General features: G+C 68.3%; 17 protein-coding genes. 15 read left to right on the top strand and 2 right to left on the bottom strand.

The features are described from left to right. The 11 genes from ACGFIF_RS30725 (at window position 1) to ACGFIF_RS30775 (ending at window position 12,056) form a co-directional block, all read left to right on the top strand. Window positions 1–1,062 (top strand): FecCD family ABC transporter permease, encoded by a 1,062-nt coding sequence (locus ACGFIF_RS30725; RefSeq protein ID WP_393159303.1) that lies wholly within the window; start codon window positions 1–3, stop codon window positions 1,060–1,062. 75 nt (window positions 1,063–1,137) lie between these two features. Then, window positions 1,138–2,166, top strand: coding sequence for a FecCD family ABC transporter permease (locus tag ACGFIF_RS30730; protein WP_393159304.1), 1,029 nt, complete (start codon window positions 1,138–1,140; stop codon window positions 2,164–2,166). A 10-nt stretch (window positions 2,167–2,176) separates the two neighbouring features. Then, on the top strand, window positions 2,177–2,986 hold the full coding sequence (locus tag ACGFIF_RS30735; RefSeq protein ID WP_393159305.1) for an ABC transporter ATP-binding protein: 810 nt from the start codon (window positions 2,177–2,179) through the stop codon (window positions 2,984–2,986). A gap of 9 nt (window positions 2,987–2,995) precedes the next feature. After that, window positions 2,996–3,970, top strand: a complete 975-nt coding sequence (locus ACGFIF_RS30740; RefSeq protein WP_393159307.1) for a threonine/serine dehydratase — start codon at window positions 2,996–2,998, stop codon at window positions 3,968–3,970. Between the two features lie 164 nt (window positions 3,971–4,134). Further along, window positions 4,135–4,935, top strand: coding sequence for a COG4280 domain-containing protein (locus tag ACGFIF_RS30745; RefSeq protein WP_393159309.1), 801 nt, complete (start codon window positions 4,135–4,137; stop codon window positions 4,933–4,935). After that, window positions 4,932–5,150, top strand: coding sequence for a hypothetical protein (locus ACGFIF_RS30750; RefSeq protein ID WP_393159310.1), 219 nt, complete (start codon window positions 4,932–4,934; stop codon window positions 5,148–5,150). The genes ACGFIF_RS30745 and ACGFIF_RS30750 overlap by 4 nt, the downstream gene beginning before the upstream one ends. Before the next feature lie 148 nt (window positions 5,151–5,298). After that, window positions 5,299–6,768: a TldD/PmbA family protein gene (locus ACGFIF_RS30755; protein WP_393159312.1), complete on the top strand. Its 1,470-nt coding sequence runs from the start codon at window positions 5,299–5,301 to the stop codon at window positions 6,766–6,768. Further along, window positions 6,765–8,096: a TldD/PmbA family protein gene (locus ACGFIF_RS30760; RefSeq protein ID WP_393159313.1), complete on the top strand. Its 1,332-nt coding sequence runs from the start codon at window positions 6,765–6,767 to the stop codon at window positions 8,094–8,096. Before ACGFIF_RS30755 ends, ACGFIF_RS30760 begins: the two co-directional genes overlap by 4 nt. A gap of 72 nt (window positions 8,097–8,168) precedes the next feature. Next, the gene (locus ACGFIF_RS30765; RefSeq protein WP_393159315.1) at window positions 8,169–8,855 is read left to right on the top strand and encodes an MBL fold metallo-hydrolase; all 687 of its coding nucleotides are present in this window, start codon (window positions 8,169–8,171) and stop codon (window positions 8,853–8,855) included. Between the two features lie 14 nt (window positions 8,856–8,869). Beyond that, window positions 8,870–11,134 carry an aminotransferase class III-fold pyridoxal phosphate-dependent enzyme gene (locus ACGFIF_RS30770; RefSeq protein WP_393159316.1) on the top strand — a complete coding sequence of 755 codons (2,265 nt, stop codon included), beginning with the start codon at window positions 8,870–8,872 and terminating at the stop codon, window positions 11,132–11,134. 13 nt (window positions 11,135–11,147) lie between these two features. Then, entirely contained in the window at window positions 11,148–12,056 is a 909-nt protein-coding gene (locus ACGFIF_RS30775; RefSeq protein ID WP_393159318.1) for a ribonuclease Z, read from the top strand. A 4-nt stretch (window positions 12,057–12,060) separates the two neighbouring features. On the opposite strand, the gene ACGFIF_RS30780 is transcribed toward ACGFIF_RS30775, so the two are convergent. Further along, on the bottom strand, window positions 12,061–13,203 hold the full coding sequence (locus ACGFIF_RS30780; protein WP_393159319.1) for an epoxide hydrolase family protein: 1,143 nt from the start codon (window positions 13,201–13,203) through the stop codon (window positions 12,061–12,063). Window positions 13,204–13,264: 61 nt separating this feature from the next. Between ACGFIF_RS30780 and ACGFIF_RS30785 the strand changes: the two genes are divergently transcribed. The 4 genes from ACGFIF_RS30785 to ACGFIF_RS30800 all read left to right on the top strand — a co-directional run bounded on the left by ACGFIF_RS30785 (window position 13,265) and on the right by ACGFIF_RS30800 (window position 17,175). After that, window positions 13,265–14,224 (top strand): helix-turn-helix transcriptional regulator, encoded by a 960-nt coding sequence (locus tag ACGFIF_RS30785; protein ID WP_393159320.1) that lies wholly within the window; start codon window positions 13,265–13,267, stop codon window positions 14,222–14,224. 9 nt (window positions 14,225–14,233) lie between these two features. Next, window positions 14,234–15,073: an alpha/beta fold hydrolase gene (locus ACGFIF_RS30790; protein ID WP_393159321.1), complete on the top strand. Its 840-nt coding sequence runs from the start codon at window positions 14,234–14,236 to the stop codon at window positions 15,071–15,073. 121 nt (window positions 15,074–15,194) lie between these two features. Further along, on the top strand, window positions 15,195–16,277 hold the full coding sequence (locus ACGFIF_RS30795; protein WP_393159322.1) for a DUF222 domain-containing protein: 1,083 nt from the start codon (window positions 15,195–15,197) through the stop codon (window positions 16,275–16,277). A 55-nt stretch (window positions 16,278–16,332) separates the two neighbouring features. Further along, window positions 16,333–17,175 carry a DUF222 domain-containing protein gene (locus ACGFIF_RS30800; protein WP_393159324.1) on the top strand — a complete coding sequence of 281 codons (843 nt, stop codon included), beginning with the start codon at window positions 16,333–16,335 and terminating at the stop codon, window positions 17,173–17,175. Window positions 17,176–17,336: 161 nt separating this feature from the next. Here ACGFIF_RS30800 and ACGFIF_RS30805 read toward each other — a convergent pair whose 3' ends face one another. Beyond that, a complete protein-coding gene (locus ACGFIF_RS30805) occupies window positions 17,337–18,170 on the bottom strand; it encodes an oxidoreductase (RefSeq protein ID WP_393159325.1) in 834 nt (277 codons plus the stop codon). Window positions 18,171–18,185: the final 15 nt, after the last annotated feature.

Consider the following 18,185-nt stretch of genomic DNA (forward strand, 5'->3'; position numbering starts at 1 on the left):
ATGTCCACACCTGTGGGCACTGTGCCCAAACCGGCCGAGGACGCCGCTCACAAGCGTCCGAGGATCGTCACCAACAAGCAGCGGGTCACCTGGGTGACGCTGGCACTCCTGGTGCTGGTCGTGGCCGGCGTGGTCTGGGGCCTGTCGATCGGGAGTCAGCAGATCTCGCTGGCGCGGTTGCCAGGGGCGATCTTCAAGGCCGATCAGCCCGATGAGCTGATCATCCAGTCGATCCGGCTGCCCCGGGTGGTGCTGGCGCTGTGCGTCGGCGCCGCCCTGGCGGTCGCCGGCGCGCTGATGCAGGCGGTCGCCGCGAACCCGCTGGCGGCACCGGAGATCATGGGTGTCAACGCCGGCGCGGTGTTCGTCGTCGTACTCGCGATCACCGTGGTGCCGTCGCTGTCGGGTGCTCCGACGATTCTGCTGGCGTTCGGCGGTGCGGCCGCGGCGGGTGTCGCGGTGATGATGCTGGCGGGATCGGGTGGGGGCCGGATCAGTCCGGTCCGGCTCGCCCTGGCCGGGGTGACGGCGAGCAGTCTGCTGATCTCGCTGACGCAGGTCCTGATCATCTTCGACGAGAACTCGGCGGACAGCGTGCTGTTCTGGCTGGTCGGCGGCGTCAACTTCGCCGGCTGGCAGGACATCCGCAACCTGCTGCCGTGGCTGGTCCTCGGCCTGATCGGCGCGTTCGCGATGGCGCGGCCGCTGAATCTGCTGGCGCTCGGTGACGACATGGCCCGCGGTCTGGGTCAGAACGTCGAGCGGACGCGGATGTTCGGGTCGGCGCTGGTGATCGTGTTGTGTGGTGCGGCGGTGTCGGTGGCCGGTCCCGTCGCGTTCATCGGGCTGATCGTGCCGCACATCATGCGTCGGCTGGTCGGTTCCAGCTACACGGTGCTGTTGCCGCTGTGTGCGGTCGGCGGCGGTGTGCTGGTGCTCTACGCCGACATCTCGTCCCGGTACATCAAGCCACCGTTCGAGGTGCCGGCCGGTGTGGTCACCGCGCTGATCGGTGCACCGATCTTCGTCTACCTGGCTCGTCGACAGAAGGTGACCTCATGAACGAGCGAAGCGAGTTCATCATCAAGCGCAGTCCACTCGTGCCTCATCGGCGCCCGGAGCGAAGCGAGGACGTCGATGAGTAGTACGGCGATTGTCGCGCAGCACGTTCGGCGTACGTCGCTGGCCCAGCGGCATCCATCGGTTCTGATGGGATCGCTCTGCGTGCTGGCGGTGGTGCTGAGTTTCTACAGTCTCAGCGTCGGCGCGACGGATGTGTCGATGGGTGACGTGTTCAATGCCGTGATCGGCAACACCAGTGATCAGGCGGCGCAGATCGTGGTGCAGTTCCAGCTGCCGCGGGTCCTGCTGGCGTGGCTGGTCGGGATCGCGCTGGCGGTGTCCGGCGCGGTGATGCAGGGTGTGATCCGCAACCCGCTCGCCGCACCTGATGTCGTCGGGGTGACCAAGGGTGCCGGGTTCGCCGGCATGCTGTTGCTGCTCGCGATCCCCGGGATGCCGGTGGTGGCCGTCGTACCGGCGGCGTTCGTCGGTGGTCTGGCGGCCGCGGCCCTGGTGTACCTGCTGGCCTATCGGCGCGGCGCTACTCCGGTTCGGATCGCGCTCGTCGGTATCGCGGTCAGTGCGGCCTTCGAGGCGGGCATCAGGTTCCTGCTGGTGCGTAATCCGCTCGATGTGAGCGCGGCACTGATCTGGTTGACCGGCAGTCTGTTCGGCCGGTCGATGAGTTCGGTGCTCGAGATCCTGCCCTGGGTGCTGGTCCTCGTGCCGCTGATCGTGATCTGGAGCCGCAAGCTCGACGTACTCGGGCTCGGTGACGACCTCGCCGCCGGACTCGGTGAGCCGGTCGAGCGGACCCGGCGGACGTTGCTGCTGTTCTCGGTCGCACTGGCCGCCGCGGCGGTCGCGGTGTCGGGCACGATCGGCTTCGTCGGTCTGATCGCACCGCACATGGCCCGGCGGGTGTTCGGCGGCAAGCACATCGCGTCGATCCCGGCCGCCGCGCTGTTCGGCGTCCTGCTGATGCTCTTCGCCGACATGCTCGGCCGCGGCCTCGCCCCGCCGCTCGAGATCCCCGCCGGTCTGGTGACAGCAGTCGTCGGCGGACCGTACTTCCTCTACCTGCTCGTGAAGACCGGAAAGTAGGAGAACCGCCATGCGTCTCCAGGCACAGGGCGTTCAGCTCGCCTATGACCAGCGCGTCATCGCCAAGGACCTGACCCTGACCATCCCGGACGGGAAGGTCAGCGTGCTGATCGGTCCGAACGGGTCGGGCAAGAGCACCGCGCTGCGGGCCCTGGCCCGGTTGCTGCCCCCGCAGAAGGGAAGTGTGATCCTGGACGGGAAGTCGATCCAGGACACGCCGACGAAGGAGGTGGCCCGGCTGCTCGCGATCCTGCCGCAGGTCCTGGTCACGCCCGAGTCCATCTCGGTCGAGGACCTGGTCTGGTTCGGCCGCCATCCGCACCGCGCGTCCCTCAAGGTGCCCAGCCCGGCCGACAAGGAGGCCGTCGAGTGGGCGATGGACGTGACCAGTACGGCGGAACTGCGGCACCAGCACGTCGATCAGCTGTCCGGTGGTCAACGGCAGCGGGTCTGGATCGCGCTGTGCCTGGCCCAGGGCACGGACCTGATCCTGCTCGACGAACCGACGACGTACCTGGACGTCGCCTACCAGCTCGAGGTGCTCGACCTGCTGCACCAGCTCAACCAGGAGCAGGGCAAGACGGTCGCGATGGTGCTGCACGACTTCAACATGGCCGCCGAGTACGCCGATCACGTGTTCGTGATGAAGTCCGGCGGCCTCGTCACCCAGGGAACACCGGAAGACGTGTTCACCTGCGACATCATCCGCGACGTGTTCGGGGTGGAGTCGAAGGTCGTCCCGCACCCGGTCAGCGGCAAGCCGATGTGTATCCCACTGCGCGCCGGGCTCCGCGCCCAGCTCTCAGTGGCAACCGGATAGGAGTACTGCATGACGTTGAGCCCAGCGGAAGCCGCCGAGCGGTCGGAACGGGTGGCGCCGAGGTTGCGTGAGCATCTGCCGCCCACGCCGTTCGTCCGGTTCGGGGCGTTCAGCGACGAGCTGGGGGCGGAGGTGCTGGTGAAATGCGAGCATCTCCAGCGCACCGGCTCGTTCAAGGCCCGTGGTTCGATGGCGAAGATCCTGAAGCTGACCGACGAGCAGCGGGAGCGCGGCGTGGTCACGGCCTCGACCGGCAACCACGGCCTTGGTGTCGGCAATGCGCTGGCGGCGCTCGGTGGCCGCGGTCTCGTCTACCTGCCGGAGAACGCGTCGCCGAGCAAGGTGGCCGCACTGCGCCGGCTGGGTCTCGACTTACATGCTGAGGGCAACGATTCCGGCGTCCTCGAGCCGAAGGCACGGGCGTACGCCGCCGAGCACGACCTGGCCTACGTGCCGCCGTACAACGACCCGGACATCATCGCCGGGCAGGGCACCGTGGCTGTGGAGATCCTCGAGCAGCTGGCCGGCCAACCGCTGGACGCGGTGGTCGTGGCGGTCGGCGGTGGCGGGTTGGTCAGCGGAGTCGCGGCGGTGCTCAAGAAGCACCTGCCGGGGATCCGCGTGTACGGCGCCTCGCCGGTGCGCGACGACGCGATGGCCGCGTCGGTGCGGGCCGGGGAGATCGTCCAGGTCGACGCGCAGGAGACGTTGTCGGACGGTACGGCGGGCAGCGTCGAGCCCGGCAGTATCACCTTCGACCTGTGTCGTGAACTGGTCGACGACTGGGTGCTGGTGAGTGAGGACGCGATCAGTTCCGCGTTGCGGACGGTGATCGACACCGAACACCAGTTGATCGAAGGATCCGCCGCGATGGCGTTCGCCGCCGCGCGGGCCCGCCGTACAGAGCTCGAAGGCCGGCGGGTCGCGATCGTGTCGTGTGGCGGCAACATCTCGTCGAGCACGCTGGTGGCCGCACTGGCCTGACCCTCCCGCCGAAGCACCCGAGGCAACCACCTCGGGTGCTTCGGCGTGCCTGCGTTCGGGCCACTTCGAGGTTCTCCGCGTGACGTTGACACCTTCGACACGACGTAACTATCGTTTCGTGCAGCATATGTTTCATCTGAGCATCTGAGACGAGGAAGTGGCTGATGGATGCGGCAACATGGGGGTTGATCATCGCGACGTTCGTCGCGTGTTTCGTGGAGATGGTGGAAGCCACCACGATCGTGATGGCGATGGGGTACACCCGGAGCTGGCGATCGGCGCTGGCCGGCACCTTCGCGGCGCTCGGTGCGCTCGCGGTGGTCACCGTGGCGGCCGGGTACGCACTGGCGAACTGGCTGCCGGAGTCGGCGCTGCAACTCGCGATCGGCGGCCTGCTGCTGATCTTCGGTCTGCAGTGGTTGCGCAAGGCAATCCTCAGATCGTCCGGGCGGAAGGCGATCCACGACGAGGATGCGATCTACCGCGAGGAGGTCGCGGCGGCGAAGGCGGCCGGTGAGACCAGGACCGGCCTGGATCTGTTCGCCTTCATGGTCTCCTTCAAGGGTGTCTTCCTCGAGGGCATGGAGGTCGTGTTCATCGTCCTCACCTTCGGCCTGAACGCGAACAACATCCCGGGTGCCGCGCTCGGTGCGATCGCCGCCGTGGTGATCGTGCTCGGTGTCGCGGTGGCACTGCGCCGGCCGCTCTCGATGATCAACGAGAACCTGCTCAAGTACGGCGTCGGCCTGCTGCTCGCGTCGTTCGGTACCTACTGGGCGGTCGAAGGGCTCGGCATCTTCCGGGACGGCCGGGAGAGCATCGACTGGCCGGGTCACGACCTGATGATCCTGGTCCTGCTGGCCGCCTGGCTGCTGCTCAGCCGGATCTTCGTCGCCGTCCTGCGCAAGCCGGCCGACCCTGCGCCGGTCGCCGCCGGTGGCGTTCCCGTGGAGGTGAAGAAGTGAAGTTCCTCAAGGCTTTCGGGCAGTTCTGGTACGACTTCATCATCGGTGACGACTGGAAGATCGCCGTCGCCGTGGTGCTCGCACTCGGAGTGACACTGGTAGTGATGGCTACCGGCGCCCTCGGTGACACCGCGTTGACCTTGCTCGGCGGGGTCGCGATCATCGTCGCGTTCTCCATCAGCCTGGCCATCGACGTCCGGCCGAAACAACACTGATCTCCTTCCCTGCTTGACCTCCGGCCCCACAGCGCCTTGTGGGGCCGGAGTTGTTTGTAGTGATTGTGACGTCTTCTCAGAATCTCGTAGTGTCTGCTACAGTGCTGATCGAGGCGCCCGTTTCCCTTTGTGCATCGGAGGTCCCGAAGTGTCTGATTCATCGGTCCTGCGCGATACCGCCGAGGCGGTGCTCGGGCTGCTTCCCACGGAGGTGCAGTACGGCGACGTTCGCGTCGTCCGGCGCACCCACGAGCAGGTGCTGGTCGAGCTCGAAGGTCCCGGCGAGGTCGGGTACGACGACTCGACCGGGCTCGGTCTGCGGGTGCTGATCGGCGGCCAGTGGGGTTTCGCCGCGACGCACCGGCTCGATCGGCCGGGGCTCGACGCGGTCGTCGCCCAGGCGGTCGGCCAGGCCCGCGCGGCCGGCGGTGGCGGGCGCGTTTCGCTCGGGTCGCCGGTGACGACCCACGACACGTGGTGCTCGCCGATGCAGGTGGATCCGTTCACCGTTCCGCTGGCCAGCAAGCTCGACCTGCTGGCCGCGACCGTGAAGGAGGCGGCGACCGCCGGTCCGCTGGTGCAGCAGATCGAGGCGTCGATGGACTTCTACCGCGACCACAAGGTGTTCGCGAACACCGAGGGCGCGCTGATCGAGCAGACCCTGACCGAGAGCGGCGGCGGCCTGATGGTCAACGCCAGCGACGGCGACGACCTGCAGCGAAGGTCGTTCCCGCAAGGCGTACCGCGGCAGATCCGCGGTCAGCGCGGTGACTTCGCGACCGCCGGTTACGAGCATGTCATCTCGCTCGGTCTGGATCGCGAGGCGGCCCGGATCGCCTCCGAGGCGGTCGCGCTGCTGTCCGCACCGCAGTGCCCGGACGAGATCACCACGCTCATTGCCGGTAGCAACCAACTCGCGATGGTGCTGCACGAGTGTGCCGGTCACCCGATGGAGGCCGACCGTGCGCTCGGCACCGAGGTCAGCCTGGCCGGCGGCACTTACGCCACGCCCGAACGACGCGGCACCTTCCGATGGGGTTCACCGATCGTGTCGGCGTACGCGGATGCCACCATCCCCGGTGCGCTCGGTTCCTTCGGGTACGACGACGAAGGCGTGCCGGCGCAACGGACCCAGCTGGTGAAGGACGGCATCTTCCTCGGCTACATGTCCGGGCGCGAGTCGGCCGGGGCGCTGGGCGGTGAGTCGACCGGTCAGGCCAAGGCCGACGGCTGGCAGCGGCTTCCGCTGGTGCGGATGACGAACATCTGCCTCGAGCCGGGCGAGTCCTCGCTGGCCGAGATGATCGCCGGCACCAAGCGCGGCATCCTGGTCGACACCAACCGCGGCTTCTCGATCGACGACCAGCGGATGAACTTCCGGTTCGGTACCGAGGTCGGCTGGGAGATCCGTGACGGCAAGGTCGGCCGGCTGCTGAAGAACTGCACGTACCAGAGTGTCACGCCACAGTTCTGGGCCAGCCTCGACGCCTTGGGCGGACCGGACGAGTGGAAGCTGCACGGCGTTCCGTCCTGCAACAAGGGCGAGCCACTGCAGGTCGCACACGTCGGTCACGGCACGGTTCCAGGTCGCTTCCAGAATGTGCAGGTGGGTCGATGAGCATCCAGCAGTCCCAGGTCGAACAAGCCCTCGAGATCCTCGGCGCGGGCACCCGGCTCGACGTACTCGGTGAGCACGCCGACCTGCTCCGCTTCGCCGAGTCCGCGGTCACCGCCCAGCACAGCGAACGCCGCCTCCGCGTCCGGGTCCGCACCACCCGCAACGGCCGCTCCGTCGCAGGCTCCCTCGAAACCCTCGAGCCTGCAGCAGTCCAGACTTTGGCCGATCGCCTCGACGCGGCTCTCGCCGACCTTCCTCCGGGACCCACGGCAGCCACCTCCTCGGAAGCTCCTACAGATCATTCCGCGGAAACACCTGAGGTCACTGCCTCCTCCTCTGTTCTTCACGCTGACCCCGCCGACCGGCACCGGTGGTTCTCGACGGTGCGGGACGGGCTGGACTCTTCGACGACGCTTGGTGGGGCGATCCGGTACGACGTGCTGGATCGGGTGGTAGCTGACTCGGACGGGCTGTTCCGGGCGGAGACGTTGACCAAGGCCGCCATCCAGGCGATCGCCAAGAAGGGTGACAACTCGGTCAGCGTCCGGTACATGCATCGCGATGCCGACCGGATTCCGGTCGACGAGATCCCGGCGAAGTTGCGGACGGCGTTGACTCCGTTGCCGACCCGCGAAGCGCACCACGGTCCGTGCCGCGTGCTGCTGAAACCACAGGCCGTCATCACGCTCATGGCGACGTACGGCCACTTCGTCCTCGGTGCGACCGGCTACGCGACCGGCCGCTCGGCGGTGGCCGGCCGGCTGGGGGAGCGGGTCGTGAGCGACCTCCTCAGCCTGGTCGACGACGGTGCCGACGCGGACGGCCTGCCCAGCGGCTTCGATGCCGAGGGCAACGTACGACGCCGCACCCAGCTGATCGATCACGGTGTCCTCACCGGGGTCGTCTCGGACCGTCGCCGCGCGGCCGTCACCGGCGGCATCCCGACCGGCCACGCAGTACCGGACGGCTGGCGCTTCGGCGGCGATCCCAGCCCGTCGAACCTGCTGCTGGCTCCCGGCGACGCAACGGACGAGGAGTTGCTCTCCGACTGCGGCAGCGGACTCGTCGTCAACCGGTTGGACTACCTGCGCTCTCTGCATCCGAAGCAGACCCTGGTCACCGGCACGACCCGTGACGGGACGTACTGGGCCGAAGGCGGCGAGCTCGTCGCGTGGCACCCGCAGGTGCGTTTCACCTTCCGGATGGAGGACGTCCTCAACGCGGTCCTTGCCGTCGGCAACACCCGCGAGTGCGGCGACACCACGTTCATGGACAGCGTCGTCGTACCGTCCCTGCTGATCGACGCCGGTCCGCTCGTCCTCCCCTGATCCAGCAGTGCCCCGCGTGACGCGTGCTCAGAATCCGCGGGGCACTGCTGCACCACCTCGTTTGGAGATTGCATGCCCTCGGTCACACCCCTGCTGAACGGCTACTCGCTGACGTCGGACCAAGGCAATCCGGCCTTCTGTTCCGTGCTGCTGGTAGAGAGCGGCGATGAGCGGGTGCTGTTCGACTTCGGTCACGTCGGGAGGCGTCGGAAACTGCTGACGACGTTGGCGGATCGCGGTCTGGAGCCGGCCGACATCAGCAAGGTGGTCGTGTCCCACGGTCACTGGGACCATCTCCAGAACGCGGACCTCTTCCCCAAAGCCCAGGTCCTCATCCACCGCGACGAACTGCGCAACCTGGCCAATCCACCGGCGACCGATTTCGGCACCCCGCGGTGGGCCAAGGCAGTGCTGGACGATCTCGACCTCCACGAAGTCGGTGAGGGGGACGAGGTGATCCCGGGCATTCAGGTGCTGGAGCTGCCGGGACACACCCCTGGTTCGATCGGTTTGGCCGTCAGTACGACGGAGGGCACCGCGGTTCTCGCGGCAGACGCCGTACCGACCCTCGCCGTTCTGCTCGCTCGCCGAGCGTCCGGCAGGCCGTACGACAGGGAGCGGGCCGATGCATCCGTCGAGCGGGTCGCGGCGATGGCCCAGATGGTCTATCCGGGCCACGACCGGCCGATGCGGCTCGACCCGGACGGTAGCTTCGACTACACCGGATCTGTTGCGCCGTTGGAGTTCCGGGTCCCGTGAGCGAAGGAGTTGCTGTGGACACCATCCCCGAGCGGACGCCGAGCATGCTCGAGGATCCGCCCCAGGTCGACCTGACCGCGGCGACGCGGTTGCTGCAGGTGGAGTACGGCCTCGACGCGGTGGTGTCCGACCTGCGCAGCGAGCGGGACCGGAACTTCCTCGCCGAGGTCCCGGACGGCCGGCGGCTCGTGGTCAAGGTGTCGAACTCGGGCGACGACCCGGACCAGATCGCGATGGAAAGTGCCGCGATGCATCACGTCGAGGTGGTCGACCCCGACCTCCCGATCCCGCGCGTGCTGACCAGCCTCGACGGCCGATCGGTGGTGACGGTCGAGGCCGCCGACGGGCGGACGCACCTGGTTCGCGTGATGACGGTGATGCCCGGCGATGTCGCCGACCTGACCGCGCTGCCGGGGTGGTTCGCGGCCGACTTCGGTGTGGTGAGTGCGCGGCTGACGCGCGCTCTGCAGGGTTTCGGGCATCCGGCGGCGTACCGAAGGCTCGACTGGGATCCGCGGATCGTGACCACCCTGCGTCCGTACGCCGACCGGCTGCCGGACGAGCGTCGTCGCGCCCCGATGCACCGGCTGCTCGATCGGTTCGAAGGGCTCGACGCGGCGACGCGTGCGCTGCCTGGGTATGTGCTGCACGGAGACGTGACGTTGAGCAACGTGCTGCTGCAGGACGGCGGCATCACCGGCGTGATCGACTTCGGCGACATGCACCACACGGCCCGCGTCGCCGAGCTCGCCATCAGCCTGACGTCGCTGCTGCGCGAGTCGGACGATGTGTGGGGCGATGCCGGCCGGTTCCTCGACGGGTACCAGCGGGTGCTGCCGCTCGAGCCTGCGGAAGTCGCGCTGATCGGTGAGCTCGTCCTGGCCCGGTCCGCCGCGAGTGTGCTGATCTCGGCCTGGCGTGCGCCGCTCTACCCGGACAACGAGGAGTACCTGACCAGCCTGGTCGCCGGCAGTTGGCGCATCCTCGACCTCCTCGCCGACAGCTCTCCGACCGACCTGGCCGACCACTTCCACCGCCTCTGCGGCACCTCGCGCGTCGCCTCCGCCCAGACCGCCGATCCGACCTTGCTGGTACGACGGCAGTCCGCGCTCGGTGGTGAGCTGTCGCCACTGTTCTACCGGTCGCCGCTGCAGGTCGTACGGGCCGAGGGTCCGTGGATCCACACCGCGGACGGTCGCCGGTATCTCGATGCCTACAACAACGTTCCGGTCGTCGGGCACGCGCATCCGGCTGTCGTCCAGGCGATCTCGCGACAGGCCGCCGTACTCAATCTGAACTCGCGCTATCTGCATCCCAACGTGGTCGAGTTGGCGGAGCGGCTGACGGCGTCGATGCCGGACGGGCTGGACACCTGCGTGTTTGCCAACTCCGGGAGCGAGGCCAACGACCTCGCTTGGCGGATGGCGCGCGTCGTCACCGGACGGGGTGGTGCGGTTGTCGCCGACCTCTCGTACCACGGCGTGAGCGAGGCGACTGCGGCGTTCTCGACCAACACGTATCCCGCCGAGGCCCGCCCGGCGCATGTCGCGGTCTTCGAGGCGCCTCGGGACGCCGGCGATGATGGGATTGCCGCGGTCGAACGGGTTCGGGCCGCGCGGGTGGAGTTGCAGCGGGCCGGGCACGATCTGTCGTTGCTTGCGGTCGACACGGTGTTCAGCAGTGCGGGGATCCTGACGCCGACCGACTCGTTCATGCGTGGGTTGCAGGACGAGGCGCGGGCGGCCGGCGGGTTGTTCCTGGCCGACGAGGTGCAGGCCGGGTTCGGGCGTGGTGGGCGGAACCTCTGGCGGTTCCTCGACTTCGGGCTGACCCCGGACTTCGTCACGCTCGGCAAGCCGATGGGCAACGGGCATCCGGTCGCGGCGCTGATCACCCGGCGGGAGATCGCGGAGGCGTTCGTCGAGGTGGACGAGTACTTCAGCACCTTCGGCGGCAACCCGGTCTCGTGCGTCGCGGCGCTGACCGTCCTGGACGTGATCGAGGAGAGTGGCCTGGTCGCTCGCTCCGGCGAGGTCGGCGCACTGCTGCGCAGCGGTCTGGAGTCGCTGGTCCCGGAGCTGCCGGTCCGCGGGCAAGGGCTGATGGTCGGCGTGGAGACACCTGACGCGGCCGACTTCGTCGAGCGGTTGCGGGAGAACGGCGTACTGGTAGGAACGACCGGACCCGGTGGGGGAGTGCTGAAGATCCGGCCACCGCTGATCTGGACGGCGGCCGAGGTCGAGCAGGTCTTAATCGCGTTTCAACGGGCGTTGCGTTAGCTACTGTTGGCGGGTGCGCGAACTGGTTGTGCTGGGCACCGGAAGTCAGGTGCCGTCGCGCGAGCGCACCCAGAACGGCTACTTCCTGCGCTGGGACACCGAAGGGTTCCTCTTCGATCCTGGTGAGGGAACGCAACGCCAGATGCTGTACGCCGGGGTCGCGGCCGGCGCGATCACCCGGCTCTGCGTCACCCACTTCCACGGCGACCACTGCCTCGGCGTGCCGGGAATCGTCCAGCGGCTGTCACTGGACGACGTACCGCATCCGGTCCGGGCGCACTATCCGGCGTCGGGGCAGACGTACTTCACCCGACTGCGGTACGCCGCGTCGTTCTACGAGCGGGCCGAGTTGGTCGAGGAGCCGGTGGAGGAGGACGGTCTGCTGTCGGTCGGGTCGTTCGGGCAACTGTGGGCGCGCCGGCTCGAGCACCCGATCGAGTCCTTCGGCTACCAGTTGATCGAGCCGGACGGCCGGCGGATGCTGCCGGACAAGCTCGCGGAGTACGGCGTGGCCGGTCCGGCGATCGGGCGCCTGCAGCAGAGCGGCTCGATCGAGGTCGACGGCCGGACCGTGACGATCGAGCAGGTCAGCGAGCCGCGGCCCGGGCAGCGCTTCGCGTTCGTCATGGACACCCGACTCTGCGACAACGTGCTCAAGCTCGCCGATCGCGCCGATCTGCTGGTGATCGAGTCCACCTACCTGTCCACCGAATCAACGCTGGCCCGCCGCTTCGGTCACCTCACCGCCCGCCAGGCGGCCCGAGTGGCGCAGCAATGCGGCGTCCGCAAGCTGGTCCTGACCCACTTCTCCCAGCGCTACCTGGACCCGAAGGCCTTCCATGACGAGGCCGCCGAGGAGTTCACCGGCGAGATCGTCGTCGCCGCGGACCTGACCCGCACGGGCGTCCCGGCCCGCGGCTGACCCGTCAGCGCAGGGTCCGGAAGAACTCGCGGACGTCGCTGACCAGCAGTTCAGGCTCCTCGAGAGCCGCGAAGTGGCCGCCGCGGTCGACGTCGTTCCAGCGGGTGATGGTGTTCTCCACTTCGGCGTACCGGCGGATGCCGACGTCGTGCGCGAACACCAGCGCGGCGGTGGGCACCCCCGAGTTCTCCTTGGTCGCACCCCACGCCTGCTGCTGGGCATAACCGACGTACGCCGCCGATCCCGCCGTCCCGGTGAGCCAGTACAGCATCACGTTGGTGAGCAGGCGGTCCTTGCTGACGATGTTCTCGGGCAGGGTTTCGGCCGGGTGGGTCCAGGTGCGGAACTTGTCCATGATCCAGGCGAGCTGCCCGACCGGCGAGTCGACCAGCCCGTAGGCCAGCGTCTGCGGCCGCGTCGACTGGATCGAGATGTAGCCGAACTCCTCCTGCATGAACGTCGCGATCCGCCCGATCCGGTCCTGCTCGAGCGGAGTCAGGCTGTTGAACTCGTCGTCGGACAACGGGAACGGCGGCAACCCGGGAGCGCCGTTGACGTGCACGCCGACCACGTGGTCCTTCGCCGCTCTGGCGACCTCGGGCGACACCGCTCCGCCGATGTCCCCGCCCTGTACGCCGTACCGCTCGTAGCCGAGGTGGTTCATCAGTTCGGCCCACACCCGCCCTACCCGGTCCGTCGACCAGCCGCTGTCGCTGACCGGGCCGGAGAAGCCGAACCCGGGCAGCGCGGGGATGACCAGATGGAAGGCGTCCTCGCTCGAGCCGCCGTACGCGACCGGGTCGGTCAGCGGGCCGATCACGTCGAGGAACTCCACGATCGACCCCGGCCAGCCATGCGTGAGCACGAGCGGGAGCGCGTCGGGCTCAGCCGACTTCACGTGCAGGAAGTGGATCCGCTGGCCGTCGATCGTGGTGGTGAACTGCGGGTACGCGTTCAGCTCTGCCTCGGCCTTGCGCCAGTCGTAACCGGTGCGCCAGTAGTCGACCAGCTCGGACAGCCAGCCGACCGGTACGCCGGTGTCCCAGTCGTCGCCGGGGAGTGCGGCCGGGAGCCGAGTGTTCTCCAACCGGGTCGCCAGGTCGTCGAGCGTGCTCTGCGGGATGTCGATGCGGAATGACTTGATCATGGTTCTACTGTGTCACCTGGTTAGGACAGCTTCAGTCCTAACTGGGTGACAGAATCTCGGCATGCTCGAAACTTCTGCTCGATTGCTCAAGCTGCTCTCCTTGCTGCAGTTGCCCCGGGACTGGAGTGGGGCCGCGCTCGCGTCGGAGCTGGGTGTCGGGGTGCGGACCGTCCGTCGCGACGTCGACAAGCTGCGCAACCTCGGCTACCCGGTCGACGCAGTACCAGGTGTGGCCGGCTATCGCCTCGGCGCGGGTACGGCGCTGCCTCCGCTGCTCCTGGACGACGACGAGGCGGTCGCCGTCGCGATCGGCTTGCGAGCAGCGGCGACCGGGAGTGTGGCCGGAATCGAGGAGTCGTCGGTCCGTGCGCTGACGAAGCTCGAGCAGGTGCTGCCGTCCCGGCTGAGGCACCGCATCAAGCTGCTCCAGGCAGTCGCTGTCACGCCGTCCGGCGGACCTGCTGTGCAGCCGGACGTGTTGCTGGCGGTCGCCGCGGCCACTCGCGATCGGCAACGGTTGCGGTTCGACTACCGCAGTCACGACGGTACGACGACCATCCGTACGACGGAGCCACATCGGCTGGTGCACACCGGCCGCCGCTGGTACCTGGTCGCCTGGGACGTCGACCGTGCGGACTGGCGGACCTTCCGCCTCGACCGGCTCGAACCGCGCATCCCGACCGGACCGCGCTTCACTGCTCGCGAGGTGCCGGACCTGGATGCCACCGCCCGCGGCGTCGCGTCCGGCGGCTATCGCTACCAGGCCCGCTTCCTCATCCACGCGCCCGCCGAACAGATCGCCGATCGCTTGGGCCCGAGCATCGCGACCGTGACTCCGGTGACCGCCACCACGACTCAGGTCGACGCCGGCTCCAACTCGCTGGACGAGCTGGCCCTCTACATTGGCCTCCTGCCCTTCCCGTTCGAGATCCAGTCGCCACCCGAACTCATCGCTCACGTCCGCACTCTGACCGACCGCCTGACTGCCGCGATCCCGTCCAACGGGGAGCTGAGCGGGTAGCGTTCGGACATGTCTCTCGCCGGCTTTCAGGATCGGTATGTCGACACGGTGCTCGGCCGGATTCGCTTGCGGGTCGGCGGATCGGGACCGGCGATGCTGTTCTGGCCGAGCCTGTTGATGGACGGGACGCTCTGGTCCGGCCAGGCACCACACTTCGCCGACCGCTTCCAGGTGATCCTGGTCGATCCGCCCGGCCACGGTGACAGCGCGCCGCTGACGGCGCCGTTCACCTTCGAGCAGTGCGCGCAGGCGATCACCGAGATCCTCGACGACCTCGGCGTCGCCAAGGTCCAGCTCATCGGCAACAGCTGGGGCGGCATGATCGGCGGCACGTTCGCCGCCCTCCACCCCGACCGGATCGGCATCGCCGTCCTGATGAACGCGACCGCCTCCCCGGCCGGTCGCCGGCAGAAGTTCGAGTACGGCGTCCTGACCCGGTCGGCCCAGCTCCTCGGCGCGATCCGGGGACCGCTGGTCCGGCCGGTGATCGACGCGTTCCTCGGCCCGACCGCCAAACACGAGAAGCCGGATGTCGTTGCCGCGGTCAACGAATCGGTCCGGCGGGTGAACATCACCTCCGGCCGGCACGCCGTCACCAGCGTGGTCCCGCGCCGACCGGATCAGCGCGAGCTGTTCGGCCGGATCCGCACGCCCGTCCTGGTCGTGGCCGGCGCCGAGGACGCCACCTTCCCGGTCGCCGAGACCGAGGAGATGGCGGACTCGATCCCCGGCGCGCGCTTCGTCGTACTGGAACAGTCCGCCCACCTGGCCGCGCTGGAAAGCCCGGCCGAGGTGAACGCCCTGATCGACGACTTCCTGGCGGACAATCCCTACACGCCGCAGTCATGATTGCTCGCGGCACTTGGTTTCTGTGGACAACCTGGGGATGGTGTCTGTGGACCGAAGTCCCTTGAAAATAAGGGGATTCCTGGTTTGAGAAGTGTCGGTGGAGGTGTCTAGGGTGGTCGGCATGGAGATCCTTGGCGAACGGCCCGCGTGGTCGATGACCGGCAGCGAGAAGCTGTCGCGTCTCGACGCGGCCGTCGCTGAGATCCACCGGTTGAAGACCTACTGCCTGCATCTGGTCGGCGACCTCGACGCGTCGGGTTACGCCAAGGACATCGGCGCCGGTGACACCGCCCGGTTCCTGTCCACGCGCTACCGCATCGATTCGGTCGAGGCGCGTCGCGACGTTCGCCTCGCCAAGTCCTTGGCCAGGTACGAGGCCGTCGCGGCAGCCCTCCCCGACACCGCCGTCCCGTTCCCCGGGCCGGCGCGCACCCCCGACGTCTCCGCCGACACCGACCAGGCCGCCGACACCGACCAGGCCGCCGACACCGACCAGGTCGATGACGCCGACAGCAACAAGCAGGCCGACCGGGGTCGTCCACTGCACCCTGCGCAGGCTGCTGCCATCGTGTCCGCCCTGGAGAAGGTCCCCGACACCGTCCCGGTCGACAACATCGACGCCGCCGAACGCCAACTGGTCAATCTGGCCCGCACCTTCACCCCCGGCCAACTCCGCGACGCCGCGCAGCGCATGCGCAACATCCTCGACCCCGACGGCCCCGAACCCGACGAAAAGCGCGCCTACCACCGCGAATCGCTGACCCTCAAACCCGCCGACAACGGTGTGAAGTTCGGCGGCTACCTGGCCAACGAGAACGCCGAACTCTTCCGCACCCTCATCCACAGCGGCGCCAAACCCCACAAGACCATCGACGGCGCACCCGACCCCCGCGCCCGCGACAAACGCCAAGCCGACGCCCTGACCACCCTCCTCAACACCGCCGCCGCCATCACCCACACCACCATGACCACCACCGCCAACCCCAGCACAACGACCACCACCACCGCCAACCGCACTACGGCGACCACCGGCAACCGCAGTACGGCGACCACCGGCAAACCGCAGTGCGGCGAGCAACTTCCTCGCCGACCGCCGCGCAGCCAGCGAGCCAAACGACGATCACAACTCCGCCGGCCACCTCGGCCAGCCCACCCGCTACGGCACCTCGACCGGCACAAGCACCCGCACAGATGCGCCCCCTGACGAAGGCGACAGCACCAGCGCCGCCGGCAACTCCAACCATCGCGCCCGCAAAGACATGCCACCGGTCGACAACCCCGCCACTCACCACACGCCGACTCACCACACGTCGAGTCACGACACTTCGACTCACGACGCGGCCGGTCAAGAGACGTTCGGCCAATACATTCCCGGGCACGGACCGAAAGCCCACCTCACCATCACCATCGACTACGACGCCCTCAAAGCCGCGACCGCCGACGCGATCGGCGAGACCGTCTTCGGCGACGACCTCTCCGCAGCCGCCGTACGCCGCCTGGCCTGCGACGCCCAAGTCATCCCCATAGTCCTCGGCTCCAGATCCCAACCACTGGACGTCGGCACCACCAAACGCCTCGTCACCGCACCAATGCGCCTCGCACTGAACGCCCGCGACCGCGGCTGCGTGGTCTGCGGCGCCCCACCAATCCACTGCGAAGCCCACCATCTGGAGCATTGGATCGACGGAGGGGAGACGTGCGTCTCGAACCTGGTCCTGCTCTGCAAACGCCACCACCTCGACCTGCACACCGGCCACTGGCACATCCAAATCATCGACGAGGTCGTCCACGTCACCCGACCCGACTGGGCGAACCCCGATCCCGCCCCACCCGGCACCTATAGACCACCCATCCACCACGACACCGCGGGCACCTCCACGCGTGTCGCCGATCCGGCCCGCCCACATAACAACGACCGCGGGCAGGATCACAGCCGCTCCCAGGCCATCCCACCAGATCTCCGGCTGAACGCCACCCCGGATGTCGTCCGTCAGGCGATCTGGGGTGACGACATCCGGCTTGCCACTCCCGGATCACCCCAACGCGCCAAACCTCCCACCACAAGACCATCACCCGTCGTTGCTGCTTGCCCACCCAGCTAGCGCCCGGCTGGGCTGCTGCTCTCGTTCACGGACCGTCGATGGTTGCTGCCTGAGTCGACGCTCGCTCACCCCGGTGCCACTGAGCACACTCCGCCGAGCTGCCATCCGGTCACCGCTGCACGCTCGGTGCATCCCGGCGACGCTCGGCTGCCTTTTCCGGGTCAGTCGTCGTAGTCGGTTGAAGTGGTGAGGTGTGCCCAGGCCGCGGCTTCGTCGGCGCGGGAGCGGGAGGCCTGGTCGGCGTGGGTGAGGGCGTCCTTGCCGAGCAGGAGCCGGAGTGGCGGGTTGTCGAGGGCAACGATCTCGAGGATCGCGCGGGCGGCCTTGGCCGGGTCACCGGGCTGTTTGCCGTCGGTCTCGAGCCGGTAGCGGTTCATCGCGCCGACGGTGGAGTCGTAGTCGGGATCGACCGGCGCTAGCGTCATCGACGTACCGCCCCAGTCGGTCCGGAACGCACCCGGCTCGACGATCGTCACCTTCACACCGAACGGCGCGACCTCGTTGCTCAGCACCTGCGAGAACCCTTCGACCGCGTACTTCGCGGTCTGGTACGCGCCCATGCCCGGCGTCCCGCCGGCCCGGCCGCCGATCGACGAGAACTGCAGGAAGTGCCCGCTCCGCTGCCGCCGGAATACCGGGAGCGCGGCCTTCGTGACGTTGACGAGGCCGAACAAATTCGTCTCGAGCTGGGCCCGGAAGTCGGCGTCGGTGGTGTGCTCGATCGCGGCGCTGTTCGCGTAGCCGGCGTTGTTCGCGACCACGTCGAGACCGCCGAACGCGTCGAGTGCGGTCTGTACGGCCGACTGCGCGGCGGCCGCGTCCGTGACGTCGAGGGGGATGGCGCGGATCCGGTCGCCGTACTGCTCGACCAGGTCATTGAGTTGCTCGGGTTTGCGGGCGGTCGCGACGACCTGGTCGCCGGCGGCCAGGACCGCTTCGGTGAGGGCGCGACCGAGCCCGCGGGAACTACCTGTGATCAGCCATGTTCTAGTCATGTCCGTCCTAACTAA

It is taken from the genome of Kribbella sp. NPDC049174 (genome assembly GCF_043197365.1).
GTDB lineage: Bacteria > Actinomycetota > Actinomycetes > Propionibacteriales > Kribbellaceae > Kribbella.